This window comes from Mycetocola lacteus, assembly GCF_003667575.1.
In the GTDB taxonomy this organism is placed as follows: domain Bacteria; phylum Actinomycetota; class Actinomycetes; order Actinomycetales; family Microbacteriaceae; genus Mycetocola; species Mycetocola lacteus.
This window is the reverse complement of the sequence record NZ_RCUY01000013.1, coordinates 70,252-93,125: the sequence shown is the minus strand read 5'-3', so window position 1 is coordinate 93,125 and position 22,874 is coordinate 70,252. Positions and strand designations below refer to the sequence as shown.

At 67.2% G+C, this 22,874-nt stretch carries 19 protein-coding genes; 12 read left to right on the top strand and 7 right to left on the bottom strand.

The genetic code is table 11. The features are described from left to right. Positions 1–331, top strand: a 331-nt coding sequence (locus tag D9V34_RS17880) for a hypothetical protein (RefSeq protein ID WP_121689197.1), incomplete at its 5' end; no start/stop codon positions are given. Here D9V34_RS17880 and D9V34_RS14450 read toward each other — a convergent pair. Continuing rightward, complete coding sequence (locus tag D9V34_RS14450; RefSeq protein WP_183091987.1) at positions 328–1,254, bottom strand: DMT family transporter; 927 nt, start codon at positions 1,252–1,254, stop codon at positions 328–330. The two genes, D9V34_RS17880 and D9V34_RS14450, sit on opposite strands and share 4 nt — an antisense overlap. A gap of 59 nt (positions 1,255–1,313) precedes the next feature. On the opposite strand from D9V34_RS14450, the gene D9V34_RS14445 reads away from it, so the two are divergent. Next, entirely contained in the window at positions 1,314–1,853 is a 540-nt protein-coding gene (locus D9V34_RS14445) for a MarR family winged helix-turn-helix transcriptional regulator (protein WP_121689195.1), read from the top strand. Positions 1,854–2,003: 150 nt separating this feature from the next. Here the strand turns inward: D9V34_RS14445 and bcp are convergent, their stop codons facing one another. From bcp to aroA, 3 genes are all read right to left on the bottom strand, one after another. Beyond that, positions 2,004–2,483, bottom strand: coding sequence for a thioredoxin-dependent thiol peroxidase (gene bcp, locus D9V34_RS14440; RefSeq protein ID WP_030148924.1), 480 nt, complete (start codon positions 2,481–2,483; stop codon positions 2,004–2,006). Positions 2,484–2,581: 98 nt separating this feature from the next. Then, positions 2,582–3,646: a ribosome small subunit-dependent GTPase A gene (gene rsgA, locus D9V34_RS14435; RefSeq protein WP_121689194.1), complete on the bottom strand. Its 1,065-nt coding sequence runs from the start codon at positions 3,644–3,646 to the stop codon at positions 2,582–2,584. Positions 3,647–3,677: 31 nt separating this feature from the next. Next, positions 3,678–5,066, bottom strand: coding sequence for a 3-phosphoshikimate 1-carboxyvinyltransferase (gene aroA, locus D9V34_RS14430; protein WP_121689193.1), 1,389 nt, complete (start codon positions 5,064–5,066; stop codon positions 3,678–3,680). 136 nt (positions 5,067–5,202) lie between these two features. Here aroA and D9V34_RS14425 point away from each other — a divergent pair, with 136 nt between their 5' ends. After that, positions 5,203–5,820 carry a sigma-70 family RNA polymerase sigma factor gene (locus D9V34_RS14425; RefSeq protein ID WP_051701974.1) on the top strand — a complete coding sequence of 206 codons (618 nt, stop codon included), beginning with the start codon at positions 5,203–5,205 and terminating at the stop codon, positions 5,818–5,820. Then, positions 5,817–6,065: a mycothiol system anti-sigma-R factor gene (gene rsrA / locus D9V34_RS14420; RefSeq protein WP_030148920.1), complete on the top strand. Its 249-nt coding sequence runs from the start codon at positions 5,817–5,819 to the stop codon at positions 6,063–6,065. The genes D9V34_RS14425 and rsrA overlap by 4 nt, the downstream gene beginning before the upstream one ends. 81 nt (positions 6,066–6,146) lie before the next feature. Here the strand turns inward: rsrA and D9V34_RS14415 are convergent, their stop codons facing one another. The 3 genes from D9V34_RS14415 to D9V34_RS14405 all read right to left on the bottom strand — a co-directional run bounded on the left by D9V34_RS14415 (position 6,147) and on the right by D9V34_RS14405 (position 12,344). Then, positions 6,147–7,871 carry a cation:proton antiporter gene (locus D9V34_RS14415; protein ID WP_121689192.1) on the bottom strand — a complete coding sequence of 575 codons (1,725 nt, stop codon included), beginning with the start codon at positions 7,869–7,871 and terminating at the stop codon, positions 6,147–6,149. 59 nt (positions 7,872–7,930) lie between these two features. Continuing rightward, a complete protein-coding gene (locus D9V34_RS18200) occupies positions 7,931–10,753 on the bottom strand; it encodes an AAA family ATPase (protein WP_121689191.1) in 2,823 nt (940 codons plus the stop codon). Positions 10,754–10,886: 133 nt separating this feature from the next. Further along, positions 10,887–12,344, bottom strand: a complete 1,458-nt coding sequence (locus D9V34_RS14405; RefSeq protein ID WP_121689190.1) for a 3' terminal RNA ribose 2'-O-methyltransferase Hen1 — start codon at positions 12,342–12,344, stop codon at positions 10,887–10,889. Positions 12,345–12,503: 159 nt separating this feature from the next. Here D9V34_RS14405 and D9V34_RS14400 point away from each other — a divergent pair, with 159 nt between their 5' ends. The 8 genes from D9V34_RS14400 to D9V34_RS14365 all read left to right on the top strand — a co-directional run bounded on the left by D9V34_RS14400 (position 12,504) and on the right by D9V34_RS14365 (position 22,834). Next, positions 12,504–13,784, top strand: a complete 1,281-nt coding sequence (locus D9V34_RS14400; protein ID WP_245992029.1) for an ROK family transcriptional regulator — start codon at positions 12,504–12,506, stop codon at positions 13,782–13,784. A gap of 117 nt (positions 13,785–13,901) precedes the next feature. Next, the gene (locus D9V34_RS14395; protein WP_121689189.1) at positions 13,902–15,392 is read left to right on the top strand and encodes a M81 family metallopeptidase; all 1,491 of its coding nucleotides are present in this window, start codon (positions 13,902–13,904) and stop codon (positions 15,390–15,392) included. Between the two features lie 50 nt (positions 15,393–15,442). Beyond that, positions 15,443–16,204 carry a copper homeostasis protein CutC gene (locus D9V34_RS14390; protein WP_183091986.1) on the top strand — a complete coding sequence of 254 codons (762 nt, stop codon included), beginning with the start codon at positions 15,443–15,445 and terminating at the stop codon, positions 16,202–16,204. 133 nt (positions 16,205–16,337) lie between these two features. Next, on the top strand, positions 16,338–18,149 hold the full coding sequence (locus D9V34_RS14385) for a peptide ABC transporter substrate-binding protein (RefSeq protein ID WP_121689187.1): 1,812 nt from the start codon (positions 16,338–16,340) through the stop codon (positions 18,147–18,149). A gap of 29 nt (positions 18,150–18,178) precedes the next feature. Continuing rightward, on the top strand, positions 18,179–19,174 hold the full coding sequence (locus D9V34_RS14380) for an ABC transporter permease (protein ID WP_051701935.1): 996 nt from the start codon (positions 18,179–18,181) through the stop codon (positions 19,172–19,174). Continuing rightward, the gene (locus tag D9V34_RS14375) at positions 19,171–20,073 is read left to right on the top strand and encodes an ABC transporter permease (protein ID WP_121689186.1); all 903 of its coding nucleotides are present in this window, start codon (positions 19,171–19,173) and stop codon (positions 20,071–20,073) included. The genes D9V34_RS14380 and D9V34_RS14375 overlap by 4 nt, the downstream gene beginning before the upstream one ends. After that, the gene (locus tag D9V34_RS14370) at positions 20,070–21,857 is read left to right on the top strand and encodes a dipeptide ABC transporter ATP-binding protein (protein ID WP_121689185.1); all 1,788 of its coding nucleotides are present in this window, start codon (positions 20,070–20,072) and stop codon (positions 21,855–21,857) included. The genes D9V34_RS14375 and D9V34_RS14370 overlap by 4 nt, the downstream gene beginning before the upstream one ends. Beyond that, positions 21,854–22,834 (top strand): ROK family protein, encoded by a 981-nt coding sequence (locus D9V34_RS14365; RefSeq protein WP_220700601.1) that lies wholly within the window; start codon positions 21,854–21,856, stop codon positions 22,832–22,834. Before D9V34_RS14370 ends, D9V34_RS14365 begins: the two co-directional genes overlap by 4 nt. Positions 22,835–22,874 lie beyond the last annotated feature (40 nt).

Below are 22,874 nucleotides of genomic sequence, written 5' to 3'. Positions count from 1 at the left end.
GGATCTGTTCACCGAGCGAGCCACCTCGATGCCCACCGCGATCGCGCTCACCGTGCTGGTGGCCGCCGGTGCGCTCTGGGTGGTCGCCCTCTTTATCGCCTCGCTGCGCCTGGCGCGCTGGGTGCGGGCGGGCGCGCTGATCTGGCAGGTCCTGCAGCTGGCGATTGCCGTGGGTGCGTTCCAGGGTGAGACCGCGCAGCCGCTTGCGGGTATTGCGATCCTCATCCCCTCGGTCATCGCGATCGCGCTGCTGCTCTCCAAGCCGGTCACGGCGGTGCTGCGGCATGAGGATCCCGACGAGGAAGCTCGCTACCGCAGCCAGCGCCGCTAGTCCCGTGTGGCGGATGCCGCCGCCTGTGTTGAGGTCGTCACGGCGGAGCGGGCGGTGTTTTTGCGCGCCCGGAAGCGGTCGATGATTGGCTGCCCCAGCACGATGCCCACCAGGATCAGGGCCAGCCCGAGAATCTGCTGCAGGGTGAGTGATTCGCCCGCCAGAACGGTGCCCAGCAGGACACCAACCACCGGGTTGAGCAGGCCGATCAGGCCCACGCTGCCCGCGCTGAGGTGCTTGAGGCCGGTGAACCAGGCGGTGTAGGCGAGCGCGGTGGCGAGGATGGAGACGTAGCCGAATCCCCACAGCATGTTCGGGGTGAGGGCCGGCGGTGCACCCTCGACCAGAGCTGCCGCAACCAGCAGAACCAGGCCCGCGGCGATCAGCTGCCAGGCGGAGAGCGAAAGCGGGTCCACCTGCCCGGCCCAGCGCTTGGCGAGGACAAAGCCGAACGCGCTGAGGGCCATGGCGGCCACCGAGGCGAGGACCCCGAGCGTGCTGATCGCGCCGCCGCCCCCACCCAGCATGATCGCGACGCCGGCGAGCCCGAGAACGGCCCCGACCACCGCGATGATTTTCGGGCGCTCGCGGATCAGCGCCCAGGCGACCAGCATCATCACGATCGGTCCGGTCGCCATGATCGTCGAGGCGATGCTGGTGGGCAGGAGCTGGGCGGCGACGTAGACCAGGGCGAAGAACGCCCCCATGTTGATCGTGCCCAGCACGAGTGAGCGCCACCACCAGGATCCACGCGGAAGCTTCCGACTGATCGCCAGCAGGATCAGTCCGGCGGGCAGCGCGCGAATGGCCGAGCCCCAGAGCGGGGAGTCGGCGGGCAGCAGGTGCGCGGTGACGTAGTAGGTGGATCCCCAGAGGATCGGGGCTATGGCCGTGATCAAGATCCAGCGCAAATTAGTTTCCATGGAAGGTACTGTAACACTTTCCATGGAAACTATCTCCGGTTCTGGGTTAGGCTAGGGGCATGACTTCCCCCGAGACCCCGGATCACGTCGACCGGATTCAGGCAGCCTGGGCCGCCGAGCGCCCGGACCTCGATGTCTCCCCGCTCGGCGTCATCGGACGCCTGCACCGCGTGGGCAGCTTCCTGATGGTGGACATCCTGGCCAATTACGCGCGCTTCGGCCTCGGTGAGGGCGACTTCGACGTGCTTGCCACCCTGCGCCGAGCCGGCACCCCCTTCGAGCGCTCACCCTCGGACCTCGCCCACAACACCATGGTGACCACCGGCGCGATGACCAAGCGGGTGGACCGGTTGGAGCGTGCGGGCCTGATCACCCGGCGCACCGCCGAGGGCGATGCCCGCGGCCGGGTCATCGCGCTCACCCCCGCGGGCCGGAAGCTGATCGATGCGGCCTACACCGCGCACGTGGCCGAGGAGCAGCGTCTGCTGGCCGGACTGGATGCGCAGGATCGTGCGGATCTGGAGCGTATCCTGAGCGGCTGGCTGCGCCGGATCGAGGCCGAGCGGACGCCGGAACCGGGCAGTACCGAGCCCGAATAACAAAAACCGTCGCCGCCCGGTAACCGCCCGAATCACAAAACCTCGGCGCCGGAACCTGCCAGCACAACAGAACCTCGCCGCCGAGGAATGGCGGGCGCAACAAAAACCGGGCCGATCATTCAGATCGGCCCGGCTTTTTGGGTACGGCGTTTAGGCGTCGATGCCGAGCTTCTTGCGCAGGCTGGCCACGTGGCCGGTGGCCTTGACGTTGTACCAGGGCAGGGTCACCACGCCGTTTTCATCCAGCACCACGGTGGAGCGGATGGTGCCCAGGATGATCTTGCCGTAGTTGTTCTTCTCGCCGTAGGCACCGTAGGCCTGGTGCACCGCGAGGTTCTCATCGCTCAGCAGCGGGAAGGGCAGGTGGTCGCGCTCCTGGAAGGTCTTGAGCTTGCCGGGGGCATCCTTGGAGATGCCGATGACCGTGTAGCCGGCGGCACCGAGCGAGGCGATGTTGTCGCGGAAGTCGCAGGCCTGGGTGGTGCAGCCGGGGGTCATTGCGGCGGGGTAGAAATACAGGATGACCTTCTTGCCGCGCAGATCGGCGAGGTGAACGGGCTGGCCGTCCTGGTCGAGCAGGGTGAAATCGGGTGCGGTGTCGCCGAGTGCGAGACGAGGATAATCGGTCATGCCATAAGCCTACCCAGCACGGCCGACGGACACGAGTGGGGACGCAGACACAAACGGGGCCGGGAAGCATGTGCTCCCCGGCCCCGGCCGTGTGTGTCCTAGCTCTCGGGCTCGGCGCGCTTGGCGAAGGTTTTCAACAGACGCTGCAGCGAGTCCAGGCGGGCGGGACCCGCCTCACCCAGCTCGCCCGAGGCGGCGGCCGCGGCGATCGCGCAGTCGGGGGCATCCTCGAGGTGCGTGCATCCGCGCGGGCAGGTGTCGGCCACCTGGGCGAAGTCGCCGAAGGCCTTGAGAATGTTGTCGGTGTTAATGTGGCCGAGCCCGAAGGAGCGCACACCCGGGGTGTCGATGACCCAGCCCGCACCCTCGGAATCGGAGATCCGGTAGGACACCGTGGAGGAGGAGGTGTGTCGACCGCGCCCGGTCACCGCGTTCACGTGCCCGGTGGCGCGCTGAGCGCTGGGAACCAGTGCGTTGACCAGTGTGGACTTGCCCACACCGGAGTGGCCCACAAACACGGTTGAGTGGCCGCGCAGGGCCGCATGAATCTCTTCCAGCGGCATCGAGTCGGTGCGGCTGGTGAAGACCGGGATGTCCAGGCCGACAAAGTTCGCCAGGAACTCCTCGGGGTCGGCCAGGTCGGTCTTGGTGACCACGAGCATCGGGGTGACCCCGGCATCGTAGGCGGCGATCAGGTAGCGATCCACCAGGCGGGCGCGCGGCTCGGGGTTGGCGGCGGCCACCACGATCAGCATCTGATCGGCGTTGGCCACGATGATCCGCTCGACCTCGTCGGTGTCATCCGCCGAGCGGCGCAGCAGCGTGCTGCGCTCCTGGATGCGGACGATCCGGGCCAGGGTGCCGTCGTCACCCGAGAGGTCACCCACGAGGTCCACCCGGTCGCCGGCGACGATGCCCTGCTTGCGCAGCTCGGAGGCGCGCGAGGCGGTGATGGTGCGCTCATCGGCACCGTTCTCGTCCACCATGACCTGGTAGCGGCCGCGGTCTACCGCGACGATGCGCCCGGTCTGGGCGTCGCTGTGGCTCGGTCGTACCTTGGTGCGCGGACGTGTGCCCTTGCGGTTGGGTCGGGTGCGAATCGAGGACTCATCGATGTAGTCGTCGTCCTCATCGGGGCCGGAAACCTCATCCCACCAGCTCATGCGCGTGCCTTGGTGGGTCGGCCGATGCGGATCATGCCTGGACCGCCCGGGTCGGGTCCACGGTTCCGGCGAGCATGCGCGCCCACATCTGCGGGAAGTCGGGCATGGTCTTGGCGGTGGCCCCGATGTTCTCGATCTCCACGCCCGGGGTCACCAGGCCGATGATCGCGCCGGCGGTGGACATCCGGTGGTCCTCATAGCTCAGCCACTGGCCGCCGTGCAGCGGCTGCGGGGTGATCCGCAGGCCGTCCTCAAGCTCCTCAACCTGTCCGCCGAGACGTTCGATCTCGGTGCGCAGGGCCGCCAGGCGGTCGGTCTCGTGGTGGCGAATGTGCCCGATGCCGGTGAGGGTGGTCGGGGTGGAGGCCAGCGCGGCCAGGGCGGCCAGCGGGGGAGCGAGCTCGCCGCCGGTGGTCAGATCGATGTCGGCACCCACGATCGTGTCGGGGCCGGTGACGGTCAGCACACCGTCGGCATAGGTCACGGTGGCACCAAACTGCGGCAGCAGCTCGGCCAGGTGGGCGCCCACCTGGGTGGTTTCGGCGGGCCAGTTCGGCACCGACACGGTGCCGCCGGTCGCGACCGCGGCCACCAGGAAGGGGGCGGCGTTGGAGAGGTCGGGCTCGATCGTGACGTCCTGGGCGCGGATGGTCTGCGGGGCCACGATCCACTCGCCGGTGGCCGGGGAGGTGACCTCGACGCCGTGCTCGGCGAGCACCCTGATGGTCATGTCGATGTGCGGGATGCTCGGCAGGCGCTCGCCGGTGTGCACCACGTGTACACCCTCGGTGAACGCGGATCCGGCCAGCAGCAGGGCCGAGACAAACTGGCTGGAGCTGGAGGCGTCGATCTCAATCCGGCCGCCGCGCACCTCGCCGGTGCCGTGCACGGTGAAGGGCAGGGTGCCGCGGGCGTCATCGTTGATGTCGACCCCGAGCGCGCGCAGCGCCTGGATCAGTGTGTTCATCGGGCGGCGACGCGCGGAGGCATCGGCGTCGATCGTGGTCGGTCCAAGTGCGAGCGCGGCCACCGGCGGCAGGAAGCGCATCACGGTACCGGCCTGGCCGCAGTCCACGGTGGTCGAGCCCAGCAGCTCCTCGGCGGGCACAATTTTCAGGTCGTTGCCAAAGCCGCCCTCGGTGGCCGGGGCCACCTCGGTGATGCTGACACCCAGGGCGCGCAGCGCGGCGACCATATTGTCGCTGTCCTGCGAGTGCAGGGGCGCCCGCAGCAGGGTCGGACCGTTCGCCAACGCGGCAATAATCAGCTCGCGATTGGTGAGGGATTTGGACCCTGGCAGGGGCACCGTGGCGCGGATTGGCGCGGATGCAACCGGCGCGGGCCAGTCTCCGGGCTCGCCGCCGGGGCGGTTGACACCGTAAATATCGAACTCGGGCGCGGAATACTGTGACTCAAGCATTGTTTACCTAATCTAGCGGCACTAAGCGAGGAAAGGTGGACGGGTGGTAGTTCAGACCCCGGTGCGGGACCAGTTTGCGGAGGTAATTGGCGACCTTCCAGACCCCGGGACCGCACTCGACGTAGACTGGGTTGCGATGTCAGAAGACGAAGTATCCCAGAATCCCCCCGCGGGCGACGACCCCCGGGCGTTGTTCGAGGAACAGGCACTGCCCTTCCTTGACCAACTCTATGGTGCCGCGATGCGGATGACAAAGAATCCGCCGGACGCCCAAGACCTCGTGCAGGAAACCTTCGTGAAGGCCTATGCGGCGTTTGGCCAGTTCCGCCAGGGGACCAACCTCAAGGCGTGGCTGTACCGGATTCTCACCAACACCTACATCAACCAGTACCGCAAGAAGCAGCGCGAGCCCTATCAGGGCACGATCGATGATCTTGAGGACTGGCAGCTCGGCGGGGCCGAGTCCACCACCGCGCGCGCCTCGCGTTCGGCCGAGGCCGAGGCCATCGACCGGATGCCCGACAGCGCGGTGAAGGAAGCGCTGCAGGCGATTCCCGAGGACTTCCGCCTGGCCGTCTACCTGGCGGACGTGGAGGGCTTTGCCTACCAGGAAATCGCCGACATCATGAAGACCCCGGTTGGGACCGTCATGAGCCGACTACACCGGGGGCGTCGCCTCCTCCGCGAGCTACTCGCGGACTATGCAATCGAACGTGGGATTTCGATCCCCTCAGAGGCAAGGAGCGGTCAATGAGTGGAGACTGCGGCTGCGAAGCGGCCAAAACAAATTTGGAAGAGTATCTGCGTAACGAGGTCTGCAAGACCGACGCCGCGGACATCCGGGCGCACCTGGAAACCTGCCCGTCCTGCCAGGGAGAGGCGGATCTGTCCCGCACCCTGACCGAGGTTATCCAGCGTGCCTGCAAGGAATCGGCCCCGCAGGATCTGCGCGACCAGGTGCTCGAGCGCCTGCGCAGCATCCAGGCCTCGCACGGCTAGCAGCCCGGCACCCCACGCCAATAACAAAACGTCCGTCCCGTTGCCGGGGCGGACGTTTTGTTATGTGCGGAAGGCGGGGGCCTAGTGGCCCTGCTCCCCGGGGGAGAGCCGGATGTCCTCGTTGTCGAGCAGGTGCTGCACGGCGGCCAGGCGCGGGGAGCTGTAGTTTCCGGTCGAGCGGGCATCCAGCAGGGCGTTGCGCTGGGCATCAAGGATGACCCGGCGCAGGGCCCGGAACTCATCGCTGATGCTCATGCCGTTCTCGGCATCCTCCTGCTCCACCTTGGCGGTCCACTCGGCACGCACGGCCGCCTGCTTGCGGGTGCGTTCAAGCAGCTCGGGGGAGAACTTCTTGCCGTCGGGACGGCGCAGCTCGGGGCTGGCCAGGGCGGCATCGCTGGCCTGGTTGATCTCGGCCATCAGCGACTGGAGTTCGCGCTGCTCGGCCTCGGCGGTGGGGCCCGAGACACCCAGCTTGCGGATCACCCAGGGCAGGGTTCCGCCCTGCAGCATCAGGGTGACAAACGCCACGGTGAAGGCGATCAGCACAAGCTCGGCCCGGTGCGGGGTGTTGAGATCCAGCGACTGGGCGGCGGCCAGGGTGACCACGCCGCGCATTCCGGACCAGGCGATGACCGCGCCACCGCGCCAGCCCAGACCCTCGTTGGTGAGGAAGCTGATATCGGCGCTGCGCCGGGCGAGCAGGCGGCGGGCACGATCCTTGCGGGCATCATCCCAGCGTTCGCTGTCCACCTCCTCGATCTTTGATCGCACGCTCTCGATCCGTGGTTGCATCGCCGCCGCGCGGCGTTCCTCGGAGCGCAGGCCCCAGATCATCGGGGTGACAAACAGGAAGCGCAGGATGATCAGGGTCGCGGTGATGATCAGGCCGATCGCGATCGTCCACCAGGTACCGGTGACCCCGGCTCGGGCATCGCCGAGCAGGCTGTTCAGCTGCATTCCCATGACCAGGAACACGCCGTTTTCCAGCAGGAATTGCACCGTACGCCAGTTCAATCGCTCGCTCACCCGGTCCTGAGCGCGGAAGTAGCGGGCGCCTCGATGGCCGGTGATCAGACCCGCAACCACCACGGCCAGCACACCCGAGGCGTGGAATTCCTCGGCCGGAATATAGGCCACAAACGGAACCACAAAGGACAGCGCGGTGTTGAGTACCGGGTCGTTGATCTTCGAGCGGATCCACACGGTGACGTAACCGGCGATCACACCGATCACGATGGCCAGGGCCGCCGCGTAGAGGAAGTCGCCCAGGGCACCCCAGATCGAGACGGCACCGGCGGTGGCGGCCACGGCCGTGCGCAGCAGCACCAGGGCCGATGCGTCGTTCACCAGGCTCTCGCCCTCGAGCAGGGTGACCAGTCGGGTGGGGAGACCTAACCGCTTGGCGATCGAGGTGGCGGCCACCGCATCGGTTGGGCTCACCACGGCACCGAGGGCCACACCCAGGGCAAAGCCGAGGTCGGGGATCAGCGCGTTCATGATCAGGCCCACCAGCAGTGCGGTCACGATGACCTGCACGATGGAGAGCCAGCCGATCGGGCGCAGGTTCCGCCTAAAGTCCATCAGCGGCACGTTCACCGCCGAGGAATACAGCAGCGGGGGAAGCACCACCACCAGGATGATCCACGGGTCGATGTGGAAATCCGGCGGCAGCCAGGGCAGGAAGCTCATCCCCACGCCCACCACCACCAGGATCAGCGGTGCCGCCACCCCCAGCCGGTTTGCGAAGACGCTCACCAGCACGAGAATGAACACACCAACCACGAGCATGAGCGCAAATTCCATTTGGTTAGTTTACGCTTCGTGGGTAAACGAACGGTAGCGTTGGGGCCGCCCGGCGCGAATCAGAGTCGCGGATCCACCGGCTCGGATTCCAATGCCAGAATGCCAAAAACCGCCTCGTGTACCCGCCACAGCGGCTCGCCCTGGACAAACCGGGTGAGTGCCTCGATGCCCAGGGCATGCTCGCGCAGCGCGAGGGAACGCTTCAGACCCAGGTGGCGATCGCGCAGCCGAGACAACTGGCTCGGATCGGTATAGTCGGGACCGTAGATCAGGCGCAGATACTCGCGTCCGCGCACCTTGAGCCCGGGCTGCACGAGCCCATGCTTATCGAAGCTGGTGCCGGCAAACGGCTTCACCACCATGCCCTCCCCGCCCGCCGCGGTCAGCTCCAGCCACCAGGTGGTGGCGGCCGCTACCTCGTCGGGGTCGGCGGCGTTGATGCGCAGCCGCCGGGTGGTGCGGAACGTTGTTGGGTCGGCGGCGACCAGGGCGTCGGCAATGTCCAGGTGCCAGCCGTGATCGCGCTCATGATGAACGGCCCCGCGGGAGGCGAGCAGCTGGAACGGGGCAAACTCCACACCGTCCAGACCCTCCACCGGCCAGACATAACGACGGTAGGCAGCGGCGAAGTCCTCGATGTGACCGAGCCGGGATGCGGTCCGCTCGGCCTCCGGCTCGACCTCGACCCCGCGGGCGAGGGCGCGGGCCAGGTCGTCCCCGGCGGTTGTGAGGCTGGCCCGACCCGCGGCGGCGGTGGCCGCGTAGGTGCCGCGCAGAAGGTCCTCGGCCTTGAGCGACCAGGGCAGCAGCTCACCGTCCAGCAGCAGCCAGTCGGTGTCGAGGGTGTCCCAGAGACCGGCGGTGTCGGCCGCGGTGCGGATCCGGCCGAGCAGCACCTCGGTGGTGGGCGAATCGAAGAAGGCACGACCGGTGCGGGTAAAGACCGCGCCGGTGGTATCCGCGGAGGTACCCAGCACCCGGGCGGCCGCATCCGCATCCCGGCACACCAGTACGTGGGCGCGGGAGCCCATATGCTTCTCCTCGGCGATCAGGTCGGTGATCCCGGCGGCCAGATATCCGGCAAACGCCTCGGTGGGATACTCCAGGTAGCCTGCCTCGCGGCTGGTCTCCACGGGGGCCATGGTCGCGGGCAGGGTGGGCAGCAGGTTCGGGGAGAGCGCGAAGCGGCTCATGACCTCCAGGGCACCGGCGGCGTTCTCCGAGCGGATCGCGACCCGGCCGTGCAGCCCGGTCTCGATTGAGCGGCGGCCCAGGACGTCGTCGAGGCGCAGCTCATCGGCGGCGCGCTCGCGGGGAGGGCGGGTGGCTTGGGCCCGACCGAGCAGCGATGCGTTTCCCGGAGCTGACCGATCCTGGGTTCCCGCCTCGGTGTGTGGGGGTGCCGTGTCGTCGGAGGATCCGGCCGTTGTGCCCTCGGCCCACGCGGGTGCCGAGCCGTCGGCGCGTGTGGGTTCGGATCCCGGGGCCGGTGCGGTTGAGGTCGCGGGCACCGTGGCCTGTTCGGGCGCGGTCGCGGATGCCGCGGCGGGACTCTGTCCCGCGGGCACCGGCACGTCCTCGGGGTCGCCCAGCGGACGCCGCGATTCGGCGTAGGTGCGCTCGGCCGGCACCTGGACAATCTCGCGTTCGGGATAGCGCAGCGCGCTGAGGGCATTACCGAAGGCGCAGCCCGTGTCCAGACACAGCGTGTTGTTGACCCAGCGCGGGGTGAGCATCGGGGTGTGACCGTAGAGCACCACGGCGGATCCGCGGTAGTCACGCTGCCAGGGCAGACGGATCGGCAGGCCATACTCATCCACCTCCCCGGTGGTGTCCCCGTACAGCGCGAAGCTGCGCACCCGGCCCGAGCTGCGCCCGTGATAGGCCTCCTTGAGCCCCGCGTGCGCGACCACCAGGTTGCCGTCATCCAGCACCAGGTGCGAGACCAGCGAGTACAGCCAGGCGCGCACAGCGTCGGTGAACTCCTTCGGCTCGGCGGCGAGCTGGGCCAGGGTATCGCCCAGCCCGTGGGACAGGTTGACCTTTTTGCCGCCCAGCGCATTGATCAGCGCCTGCTCATGGTTTCCGGGCACCACCAGTGCGTGGCCGGCGGCGTGCATACCCATCGCCAGACGCAGCACGCCCACCGAATCGGGGCCGCGATCCACCAGGTCTCCCAGCAGGATCACCCGGCGTCCCTCGGGATGCTCGGCGTCGATGGGGCGACCGGCATCATCCCGGGTGAGGGCATAGCCCAGGGTAGTGAGCAGGGTTTCCAGCTCGCTCAGGCAGCCGTGGACGTCGCCAATCGCGTCGAAGGGTCCGTGCTGATCGGTCAGATCGGTGCGCAGCTTCTCGCGCACAATGACCGCGGCTTCCGCCTCCTCGGGGGAGGAGAGCACGTGAACACCACGCAGACCCTCACGGCCCATCGACTTACGGGAGCGGCGGAGGGCATCGCGCTGTCGGGTGATGACCGCGTCGGAATTTTGACGGTCGGGGCGGGTGCGGTTGCGCTCGCGGCAGACCCGCTCGGGCATGTCCAGGACAATCGCGACCGGGAGCACATCGTGGGCGCGGGCCAGATTGATCAGCGAGGCGCGTGAGCCCGGCTGCACGTTGGTAGCATCCACCACGGTGAGCCGGCCGGCGGCCAGGCGCTTGCCCACGATGTACTCGAGTACGTCGAAGGCGTCCTTGCTGGCAGACTGATCGTTTTCATCCCCGGCGACCAGGCCGCGACAGAAGTCGCTGGACACCACCTCGAACGGGGCAAACTTCTCCCGCCCGAACGTGGACTTTCCCGAGCCGGAGGCGCCGATCAGCAGGACCAGCGACACCTCGGGAATACGCACCTCGGTCGGCGTGATGGACTCGCTCATGCGGATACTCCTCGGAAATCGGTGGGGAGGGGGCTAATGGTGCTCATGCGGATGCGCCGGGGGAGCAGCCCCAGGGTGCTCATGCGGTGCTCAACTGGGTAAAGGTCGCCGGGTAGAGTCGCCGGGTGGGTGCTCATGCGCTGCCTTCCCGGGTGAAGGTCGCGAGCTGGGTCGGGGCACCCGTGGCGGGTTCCTCGGGGCCCAGACCGGAATAGCTGACCCGGTAACCGTGCTCGGCGGCCACCCGTTCGGCCCAGTTGGCAAACTCGGCGCGGGTCCACTCGAAGCGGTGATCGGTGTGGCGGAATGCTCCGGGAGCCAGGCCCGGATAGTGCACGTTGTACTCGGCATTCGGGGTGCTCACCAGCACATGGGCGGGCCGGGCATGGGTAAAGACGGCGAGTTCGAGCCGGGGTAGGCGCTCGGTGTCTAGGTGTTCGATGACCTCCATCAGGACCATCGCGTCGGCCCCAGCCAGGCGGTCATCTCGGTAGGTGAGCGAGGACTGGACGAGTTCCAGCCGGGCTCGCTGCGTCTCGGGCATCCGGTCCAAGCCCAGCGCACGTTCGGCCTGGGCGAGCACGCTCGGGGACACATCGGCGCCGATCACGCGGGTGAAACGAGCATCCCGCAGCAGGACGTTCAGCAGCGCGCCCTGCCCGCATCCCATGTCGACCACGGTGGACACCGGGAGTTCGCGCAGCCGGGCCAGGATGCCGTCGCGTCGCTCACGGGCGAGGGAGATGCGCGGGGTCGCGCTCCCCGCGGAACCGGTCATGTTAGCCGCGGAACCGGTCGCGCCCGCCGCCGAACCGGTGGCTGGCGTGGCCTGTGCACCCGGTGTGCCCTGAGCGTCCGGTGCATCCGCCGCACCATCCAGGGCCGCGGTCGCCTCATCCACATACTCGCCCTGATGGATGAGTGCGCGTCGCAGAATGAGCTCGCGCCGGGGATGGCTCGCGAGCCAGTCGCCGCCGTGACGCAGTAGCGTCTGAGTTTCACTCTGATCCACCCAGTAGTGCTTGGCTCCGTCGAGTACCGGCAACAGAACGTAGAACTGGCTGAGGGCGCGGGCCAGCACGATGTCCTGTTCCAGGACCACCCGGCGCACGGCGGCTTCGCCCCAGGCGGGAATTTCGGGATCCAGCGGCACCTCGGTTTCACTCACCCGCCATCCCAGCGGCTCAAACAGCTCGCGAATCAGCGAGTCTCCGGGCAGCGCGGGAATCTCGAAGCGCAGCGGAAGCGGGATGTCCACGATGTCTGCACGGGCCGTGGAGTTCCCGGCAAACGCGGTGGAAAAGCTCTGCCTCAGCGCGACCGCGAGCAGCGAGTTGGCCGCATAGGGCCGGTCGTTCACGTACTGGCCGAGGGTAAACGAATCCCGTGCGGCTCCTCGTCCGCGCACCAGCGCGATCGGGTCGATCTCAAGCAGCAGCCCCACGGTAACGCGATCGGGCTCAAAAACCGGGGTGAACACGGTGGCCGTGCTGCCGTTCTTTTCACGCCGATGCACCCGATCGGGGTGCTTGTGCAGGAGGTGGTTCAGCCCCGAGGCGTGGGTGCCGGTGAGGGTGATCGACAGGTACATGCGGCCATTCTTACACGCGGTGTTCCTGGCTCGGGGACGCCCGCCGAAAATGTCATATTTCGACCTCTCGGGCGATATTACCGCGAGTTTCGAAGAACCTTTCTCCAATCGCGGACTAAGTGCGATAGTGTGCGAGAACCCACGCTTTCAGGAGGCCCCGTGACCGCGAATCCCGTCCCCACCGCATCGGTCGAACCGCGCCAGGCTGTGCCCGCAGAACCGGTGGTGCCGGGGGTGCCCGGGCGTCGCGGAGGCGGCAAGGCCGCCGCCGCGCAGAACGCCGGGGCGAGCGCCGGGTCCCTGTTTCACCTGATCCGGACCGGGCAGGCCTCCTCACGTGCCGAACTCGCGCGCCTGTCCGGCGTCTCGGCGTCCACCGTCGCGATGCGGGTGGAGGAACTGATTGCCGCCGGTTATCTCGAGGAAACCGGCAAGGGGGAATCCACCGGTGGACGCAAGCCCCGCTCACTTTCCCTCAAGGTGGGCAACCAGGTGGTTGTCGGCATCGATCTGGGGGAGCACCATGCGTCCCTCGGGGTCATGGATCGTCGCGCCCGGCTGATCGCCCAGTCCCTGGAAACCGTCTCGCTGATTGACGGACCCGAGGCCGTGGTGCGCCAGCTGGTTGAGCGCAGCCGTGCCCTCGTGGCCGAGGCTGGGGAGGGTCTGGAACTCGCCGGCATCGCGATGGGACTGCCGGGTCCGGTGGACTCCCGCACGGGCAAGCTGGTGGCACCCTCACGGATGCCCGGCTGGAACGGGGTTGCCGTGCGCGAGCTGCTGGAGTCCTACTCGGGACTGCCCGCCCGCGTCGACAACGACGCCAACATCATGGCGCTGGGGGAGTACGTCTACCGTGGTCAGAATATTGACAACCTGGTGTTTGTCAAAGCCGGAACCGGTATCGGTTGCGGCGTGATCGCCTCGGGTGCCCTGCACCGCGGGTTCCGCGGGATCGCCGGGGACATCAGTCACGTGTCGCTGAGCGATGCCGAGCCGATCCCGTGTTCCTGCGGACGCCTGGGGTGCCTCGACGTGATCGCGAGCGGATCGGCGATCCTCGACTCGCTGCGCGAGGAGGGGGTCGAGGTTGAGTCGATGAACGAGCTGATCGCGATCGCCAGCGATGCCCACCCCCTGGCCACCCGCTACCTGCGTGATGCCGGACGACGCACCGGCGAGGTGCTGGCGACGATTGTTAACTTCTTCAATCCCGAGGCCCTGGTGCTGGGCGGCAAGCTCTCGCAGTCCGAGGCGTTTGTGGCCGGGGTGCGCCAGGCGATCTATACGCAGTGTCTGCCGATGGCGACCGACTTCCTCGACGTCTCGGTGAGTGAGATTGGCTGGACCGGAGGAGTGCAGGGGATCGGTTGGGCCCTGCTTGAGGAGATTATTGACCCGGCGCGGATCGATGCGGAATTGCGTACCAGCGGTAGTTAATTCGAATTCGTAGAAACTTAGTTCGGAATTTACGAAATATATTACGTGCTTGTTACGTTTTTGGAGATTTAGCCTTCGGGGCTTGCTCGAATGCCCGAGTGAGCCGATGCTGGGGATATGAGCACTTCGTCCTCCACTCTTCCGCGCATCGCGATCGCCGGGTTCGCCATCGAATCGAGCACCTTCTCGCCGCACCGCGCCGACTTCCGCGACTTCCCGATCGTCACCGGCGACGCCCTCGTGAACCGCTACGCCTCGATCGCCCCCGGCACACAACTGCGCGACGCCGCGCAGTGGCTGCCGGTGCTCGGTGCCCGCGCCATCCCCGGTGGTCCGGTCCTGGCGAACGTCTACGCCAGCATCCGCACCCAGATCCTCGACGGCCTCGCCGCACTGCTGGCCGAGGGCCCGCTGGACGGTGTCTTCCTCGACATCCACGGTGCCATGAGCGTGGACGGTATGGACGACGCCGAGGGTGACTTTGTCTCGGCCGTGCGTGCCCTGGTGGGACCCGACACCGTGATCTCGGCGGCAATGGACCTGCACGGCAATGTGACCCAGCCGCTGCTGGACGCCGTCAACCTCATCACCTGCTTCCGCCTGGCCCCGCATGAGGACGCCTGGGAAACCCGCGACCGCGCGATCATCAACCTGGTGGACGCGCTGCGCCAGGGCCGCACTCCGCTCAAGGCGTGGGTGCGCGTGCCGATCCTGCTGCCCGGAGAAAAGACCAGCACTCGGGTCGAGCCCGCGAAGAGCCTGTATGAGCGGATCCCGGCAATCGAGGCGCTGCCCGAGGTTGTGGATGCGGCCATCTGGGTCGGCTACGCCTGGGCCGATGAGCCCCGCTGCAACGCGACCGTTGTGGTCACCGGCTATGACCGCGAGGTCATCGCAGCCCGCGCCCACGAGCTGGCCCGCGCCTTCTGGGATGTGCGTGACGAGTTCGAATTTGTGGGCCCTCCCGGCACCCTGGCCGAGGGCGTGGACGCGGGCCTGGCCAGCGCCACTCACCCCTACCTGATCAGCGACTCGGGCGACAACCCCGGCGCCGGTGGTACCGGGGATGTGACCTGGACCCTGACCCAGCTGCTCGCCGACGAGCGACTGACCGCCGAAGACTCCCCGATCACCCTGTGCGCCTCGGTCTTTGACCACGAGGCCCTGGAGGTACTCGCCCAGACCCCGATCGGTGCCCCCGTCGACATCGCCGTGGGTGCCCGCGTGGACTCTGGTCCAGCCGGCCCCGCCCGCGTGGTGGGCATCCTGCACTCGCTCCACGAGGGCGACCCGGCCGCCGGCCGCATCGCCGTCATCCGGGTGGGCGGGCTGCACGTGATCGTGACCGAATTCCGCAAGGCATATCACGCGGTGACCGACTTCACGGCGATCGGGCTCTCGCCCGCCGACGCCCAGATTGTGGTCACCAAGATCGGGTACCTGGAACCCGAACTCTACGATGTGCAGCGCGGATGGACCCTCGCCCTGACCCCGGGCGGCGTCGACCAAGACCTCGAACGTCTCGGCCATCACCGGATCGACCGGCCGATGTTCCCCTTCGATACGTTCGATCATGAACCCGCACTAGAAGCAGTGATCCTGCCATGAGCGCGAACAACAGCGGACCCGCACTGAACTCGAACGAGAGTGATCCTGCCATGAGCGCGACCGTAAACACGACCCACCAGACCCTGGAAATGGCGGTCGGCGACCTCGCCGGCATCCGTATCGCCACGGATCTGGGCCTGGATCGAATCGAGCTGTGCGCCGGGCTGGAGCTCGGCGGGCTCTCGCCCTCGGACGGTCTCGTGGAGACCGCCCTCGAACTGGCACACACCGCGGTTACCCCCGCTCAGGTGCACGTGCTGGTGCGGCCCCGCCCCGGTGGATTCGACTTCACCGAGGATGAGGTGGCCGTGATGGTCGCCGAGGTGCGCTCCTATGCGCGCCGCGGCGTGGACGGGGTGGTGATCGGTGCGCTGCGCGACGGCGAGCTGGACCGAGACACTCTCGATCGGCTGATCGAAGCGGCGGACGGGGTCTTTGTGACCCTGCACCGCGCCTTCGACTACGTCCGTGATCAGGCGCGCACCCTGGAGTCCCTGCGGGGCTCGGGGATCGGGCGCATCCTCACCTCGGGTGGGGAAAGCAGCGTGGGGGATGCACTCCCGCGGCTGCGGGAGCTGGTGCCGTTGGCCGGGGACATCACCCTGATGGCCGGTGGCGGGCTCAGCCCCGAAAACTGCGAGGCCGTGGCGGCGACCGGGGTGGGTGCCCTGCACTTCTCGGCACGCTCGGCGAGGCCCGCCGAGGCCGGGGTTTCCCTGGGCTCGGCGACCGGATCCGGACCCGGCATGGTGTGGGCGACCGACCGTGCCCGGGCCAAAACCTTTGTGCGCCTCCTGCGCACCCGGGACTAACCCTCAGGCGTAGTTATCCGAACGTAACCTGCTCCGACTATCGGAGGGGGCTTAATTCGTGTAACAGTTTACTTACGCCAATTTTCGAAGCAACTTTTGAGTAAATTTGGCAATGCCAAAACAAGGAGGTTTGATGCGTACATTATCGACCCGTCGCTGGGTGGCCACCGTGGCCGCCGCGGCCGCGGCAACACTGATCCTCGCCGGTTGTGCCGGCGGTGCCGACAATGGCGGTGACAGCGGGGCCTCGAACAAGGACAACGTGACCTACGCCCTGCCCGCGGGCACCGGCCCCAACTGGCTGCTGCCGATGTCCCCGCCGGACAAGATGGCCACCCACAACAAGGCGCTGAAGTCCACCATGTGGGTTCCGCTGTTTGAATACGACGGCACCGGCGGCGCGATGGGCTGGGACAAGAAGGCTTCGGCCGCCAAGTCCTACGAGTTCTCAGCCGACGGAACCTCGGTCAAGATCACCCTGAACGACCTCGACTGGAGCGACGGCAAGCCCGTCACCTCCCGCGACGTGGAGTTCTGGTACAACCTGGCCCGCTACAACAACACCAAGATCGGTGGCTACTCGGCTGGAAACATGCCCGATAACGTCACGAAGTTCGAGATCAACGACGACAAGAACTTCACCCTGACCTTCGACAAGGTGTACAACCAGGACTTCCTGCTGGCCAACCAGCTGACCCTGATGTACCCCATGCCGCAGCACGTCTGGGACAAGACCTCCGATAGCGAAGCCGTGGGCGACTACGACCGCGACGAGGCCGGTGCCCAGAAGGTTCTGGACTACCTGTTCAAGCAGGCCGAAGACATGTCCACCTACGCCACCAACCCGCTGTGGAAGACCGTGGACGGGCCCTACACCGTGGGCAAGTGGACCGATGCCGGCCAGGTTGAGCTGACCGCAAACGAGAAGTACACCGGCGTGGACAAGGCCAAGATCAAGAACGTCACGTTCATGCCCTTCACCTCGGCCGACGCCGAGATGAACGTGGTGCGCTCGGGCGATGTGGACTACGGCTACATCACCTCGGCTCAGCTGAGCTCCAAGGCTCAGTTCGAGGACCTCGGCTACAAGATTGACCCCTGGAAGGGCTGGTCGATCACCTACATGCCGTACAACTTCGCCAACCCCACCATGGGCCCGGTATACAAGCAGCTCTACGTGCGTCAGGCCCTGCAGCACGCGATCGACCAGAAGTCGATCTCGGATGTCATCTGGAAGGGTGCCGCGACCCCGGGTTACGGCCCGATCCCGCAGGACCCCGCCACCGACTACCTCTCCGATGAGCAGAAGAACAACCCGTATCCGTTCGACCTCAAGGCCTCGGAGAAGCTCTTCACCGACCACGGCTGGAAGAAGAACGCCCAGGGTGTCCTGACCTGTGAAAACGCCGGTTCCGGCGCCGACCAGTGTGGTGACGGAATCGCCGCCGGCCAGGCCATGAACATCGTGGTCACCACCCAGAACGGCTCGCAGGAGACCGACAACATGATGGCCGAGATCAAGTCCTCGCTGCAGAAGGTCGGCGTGAACATGACCATCGACGCGATCCCGCTGGACTCGGTACTCACCGAGGCTCAGAGCTGCAAGACCGGTGGCGACTGCAAGTGGGAGCTGGTCTTCTTCGGCACCGCCGGTAGCTGGTACTTCTCCGCCTACCCCAACGGTGAGCGCGTGTTCGCCAAGGACACCAAGTGGAACGCCGGCCAGTACGACAACCCCGAGGCTGAGAAGCTGATCACCGATCTGACCTTCTCGACCGACAAGGACATCGCCAAGAAGTACTCGGCGCTGCTGGCTCAGGACCTGCCCGTGATGTGGATGCCGAACCCGGTATACCAGGTCTCGGTCATCAAGAAGGGCCTGGACATCGGCGGACAGCAGGACCCGGGAGCCTCGTTCTACCCGCAGCGTTGGTCCTGGAAGTAATCGGATAACACCCCTCTAACGGAAGCACCATGAGCACACTGACAAAAACCAAGCGACCACGGGGAAACATCGGTACGTTCCTCGCGCGACGGATATTCCAATCCGTGATCGTGATCCTGATCGTCACGCTCATCGTGTTTTCACTGTTACACCTGGCCCTGCCCCAGGGCCCCGCACTCGGGGTCCTGGGTATGCAGGCCACACAGGAGCAGATCGACGCCTTCAACCACAAAAACGGTTTCGATCTGCCCCTGTGGCAGCAGTACCTGAACTTCCTGTGGCAGCTGCTGCACGGAGACCTCGGGGCCTCGTTCACCCTGAATAAGCCGGTCTCGGTGGCGATCGGTCAGCGCCTGCCCAAGACCATGGCCCTCGCCCTGATCGGCATGATCGTCGCCCTGATCGTGGCCATCCCGATGGGTATCTACCAGGCCACCCGCCGCGGCAAGATCGGCGATGTGGCCCTCACAGCGTGGAACTTTGTGATCTACTCCACGCCCTCCTTCTTCCTGGGCCTGATCCTGGTGATCGTGTTCAGCCAGTGGCTGCGCTGGTTCCCCGCCCAGGCCCCACAGGGCTCGACCGTCGGCGAGGTGCTCGCCAATCCGGCGGGGCTCGTGCTGCCGGTGCTGACCATGGCGCTGGGTATTATCGCGACCTTCTCGCGCTACATGCGCTCGGCCACGATCGACAACCTCTCCGAGGACTACGTCCGCACCGCCCGCGCCAAGGGCACCTCGGTCACCGTGGTTGTGACCCGGCACGTGGTTCGTAACTCGCTGACCCCGGTCATCGCGATGCTCGGCTACTACCTGCCGGTGATGTTCGGCGGCATGATCGTGGTCGAATCCCTCTTCAACTATCCGGGAATGGGCCTGCTGTTCTGGACCGCCGCCCAGACCTCGGACTACCCCGTGCTGCTGGGCTGTGTGCTGATCATCGCGATCGCCACCGTGGTGGGCTCGCTGCTCGCCGACCTCATCCAGGCACTGCTTGACCCACGAACCAGAGGGGAACTCGCATGAGCGACGTCACCGCAACCCCGGCCGCGACCCCCGCGCCGCAGCCGCGCACCGCGAAGCCCGGACGCCGGGCCCTCGCCCGCTTCACCTCGAACCGGTTGGCCGTCTTCGGACTGATCGTCCTGGTGCTGTTCCTGATCTTCTGCTTCCTCGGTCCGCTGTTCTATCAGACCGACCAGGTGCACACGAACCTTTCCGAAGCCTCGCTGCGTCCCGGCGAGCGGGGTCACCTGCTCGGCACGGATGACGTGGGATATGACGTGCTGGGCCGGCTGATGATCGCCGGTCAGACCTCGATCATCATCGGTCTGGCCGCCGGTGTGCTGGCCACCCTGATCGGTTCCTTCTGGGGTGCCATCGCCGGATACGTCGGCGGCTGGGTCGACTCGGTCATGATGCGCATCGTGGACGCCGGTATCGCGATCCCCGCGACTTTCCTGCTGCTGATCATCTCAACCATCGCCCGGCCGAGTGTCCCGCTGATGATCCTGGTCATCGGCCTGGTCTCCTGGCTGGTACCCGCCCGTCTGGTGCGGGCCGAGTCGATCTCGCTGAAGTCCCGCGAATACGTGCTGGCGATCCGGGCGATGGGTGGCACCCACTCCCGCGCAATCACCCGCCACATCATCCCCAATTCGGTGGGCACCATCATCGTCAACGCGACCTTCCAGGTGGCTGACGCGATCCTGCTGGTTGCCTACATCTCCTTCCTGGGCATGGGTGTGCAAAAGCCCGCGACCGACTGGGGAGCGATGCTCACCAGCGGTATCTCCTACACCTACGGCGGCGCCTGGTGGCTGATCCTGCCCGCCGGATTCTGCATCGTCCTGGTTGTGGTTGCGTTCAACTGCATCGGTGACGGTCTGCGCGACTACTTCGACGTGAAGGGACGACTCAAGTGAGTTCCGAAAACACCTCCGCACGCGAGCCCGTGCTGGAAATCACCGACCTCACCGTCGACTTCCACACCGATAACGGTGTGATTCCCGCGGTCAAGGGCATCTCGCTGAACCTGTATCCGGGCGAGGTGCTGGCCCTGGTCGGCGAGTCGGGCTCGGGCAAGTCGGTCACCTCGATGGCCGTGCTGCGCTTGCTGCCCGGTACCGCCAGGGTGGGCGGCACCATCCGCTTTGCCGGCAACGATCTGGCCACCCTCAGCGAGGCCAAGATGAACGGGGTGCGCGGGAAGGACATCGCGATGGTGTTCCAGGAGCCGATGACGGCGCTGAACCCCACCATGCGCATCGGCGAGCAGATCACCGAGGTGCTTCTGAACCACAACATCTGCCCCAAGGACCAGGCATGGGAGCGCGCGGTTGAGCTGCTGGGCCGGGTCGGTATTCCCGAGCCCGAGCGCCGCGCCAAAGGCTTCCCGCATGAGCTTTCGGGTGGGCAGCGCCAGCGCGTGGTCATCGCGATCGCGCTGGCCTGCAACCCGCGCATCATCATCGCCGACGAGCCCACGACCGCGCTGGACGTGACCGTGCAGGCTGAAATCCTCGACCTGATTCGCGGCCTGGCCGCCGAGTCCAACACCGCGTTCCTGCTGGTCACCCACAACATGGGTGTGGTGGCGGATGTGGCCGACCGGGTGGCCGTGATGTTCCGCGGAAACCTGGTCGAGGAGGGCCCGGCCGAGCGCGTGCTGCTGGCCCCCGAGGCCGACTACTCGCGTCGCCTGCTGGATGCTGTGCCCAAGCTGCCCGAGGCTGCCTGGAGTGAGATCGCCGGTATCGCCGAGGGCGTGCCGGGTCAGGTCATTCAGATGGATGGTGTGGTGAGCGAGCCCGCCGTGGACGGGGCGACGCCGGTAACCGAGGCCGAATTTGCCCGCCAGGGCGGGTCCGATGCGGCCCTGGAACTGGTGGATGCCACCGTGCAGTACACCCGCAAGGGTTCCACCTTCACCGCGCTGGACGCCGTGAGCCTGACCATCGCCCGCGGCGAGATCGTCGGTCTGGTGGGAGAGTCGGGTTCGGGCAAGTCGACCCTGGGTCGCGCGGCCCTGGGACTTGCCCCGCTGGCCGGCGGACACGTCAACATCTTCGGGCAGCCGGTCCGGGACCGCGCGCTGCTCAACCGGCGCGAGCGTGCAGCCCGCGCCCGGGTGGGGGTGATCTTCCAGGATCCGGGTTCCTCGTTGGATCCGCGGATGACCATCGCCGACTGTATCGCCGAACCCCTCGTGGTGCACGGCTGGCAGGGTAAGCGAGCCTCCTCGGCGCTGCGCCGCAAGCGTGTGGCCGAGCTGCTGGATGCGGTCGAGCTGCCCAAGGACTTCGCCGACCGCTATCCGCATGAGCTCTCCGGTGGACAGCGGCAGCGGGTGGGTCTGGCGCGTTCGATCGCGCTTGAGCCGGGACTGATCATCGCCGATGAGCCGACCTCGGCCCTGGACGTTTCGGTCCAGGCGAGCGTGCTCGCGGTGCTGCGTGAGCTGCAGGAGCGCTATGGATTTGCGTGCCTGTTCATCAGCCACGACCTCGCGGTGGTGCACGATATCGCGCACCGCGTGGCGGTGATGTATCGCGGCGGCATCGTTGAGGAGGGCCTGAGCTCCGACGTCCTGGTCCGGCCGCAGCACGAGTACAGCAAGCGACTGCTGGCCTCGGCGCCCTCGCCGGATCCGGTCGAGCAGGCGCGTCGCCGCGCGGCCCGCGCGATTCTCGCCGAGAGCGTCGCGTGAGCGCTGCCGTAGCCGCCTCGGGGGAAAACGTGGTTGCGGGTGTCGACATTGGCGGCACCTCCACCCTGGTGGTTTTTGTGGATGAGCACGGCCGCGTGGTCGCCGAGCGTGGCGGGGTAACCCCCGCGCTGGTGAGTGGCGAGGCGATGGTGCAGCTCGCGGTGGACCTGATTGCCGAGCTGAGCGCCGAGACCGGGTTGTCCCCGGCGTCGGTGGGCATCGGTGCGGCCGGGGTTGTGGATCCTCAGACTCGGCGCATCGTGGCGGCCAGCGCCTCGTTTGCGGGCTGGGCGGGCTACAGCGTGGGCGCGCACCTGGACCGCGAGCTGGGCATCCCCAACTCGCTGGTCAACGACGTGAACGCGTTCCTGCTGGGCGAGCTGTCCTTCGGGGCTGCTCGTGGGCTGGATAACGTGGCCGGGATCACCCTGGGCACAGGCGTGGGTGGCGCGATCTATCTCGATGGGGCGCTCTGGGAGGGACCCGAGGGTGCCGCCGGTGAGCTGGGGCACAGCCCGAGCTACGTGGTGCCCGGGCACGGTGAGGAGCCGTGCACGTGTGGGCAGTCGGCGCACCTGGAGTCGATCGCCTCGGGACGCTCGATCGAGCGCCGCTACCGAGCCCGCGCCGGGCAGAGCGCCGCGGATCTGCCGGTGGGCGACGGTGCAGCCCTGGCCGCCCGTGCCCGCGCGGGCGATGGCGCGGCGGCCAACGTGTTTGCCGAGGCCGGGCTGATGATCGGCCAGGCCGCGGTGACCCTGGCGGCCACCCTTGACCTCGGTCACCTCGTCGTGGGCGGCGGGGTGAGCGGCGCCTGGGACCTGATCGAACCGGGCATCCGCACCTACCTCGCCGAGCACCCGCCGGTCAGCGGCCGCACCCTGGTGATCAGCCGCGCCGAGCTGGGCTCACACGCGGTCGCGCTGGGGGCCGCCAGCAGCGCCCGCGCCCTCGTGGCCGCACCCGTCGCCGGCTAGCCTCACCTCTCTCCACACACAAGAACGCGCCGGACCCGAT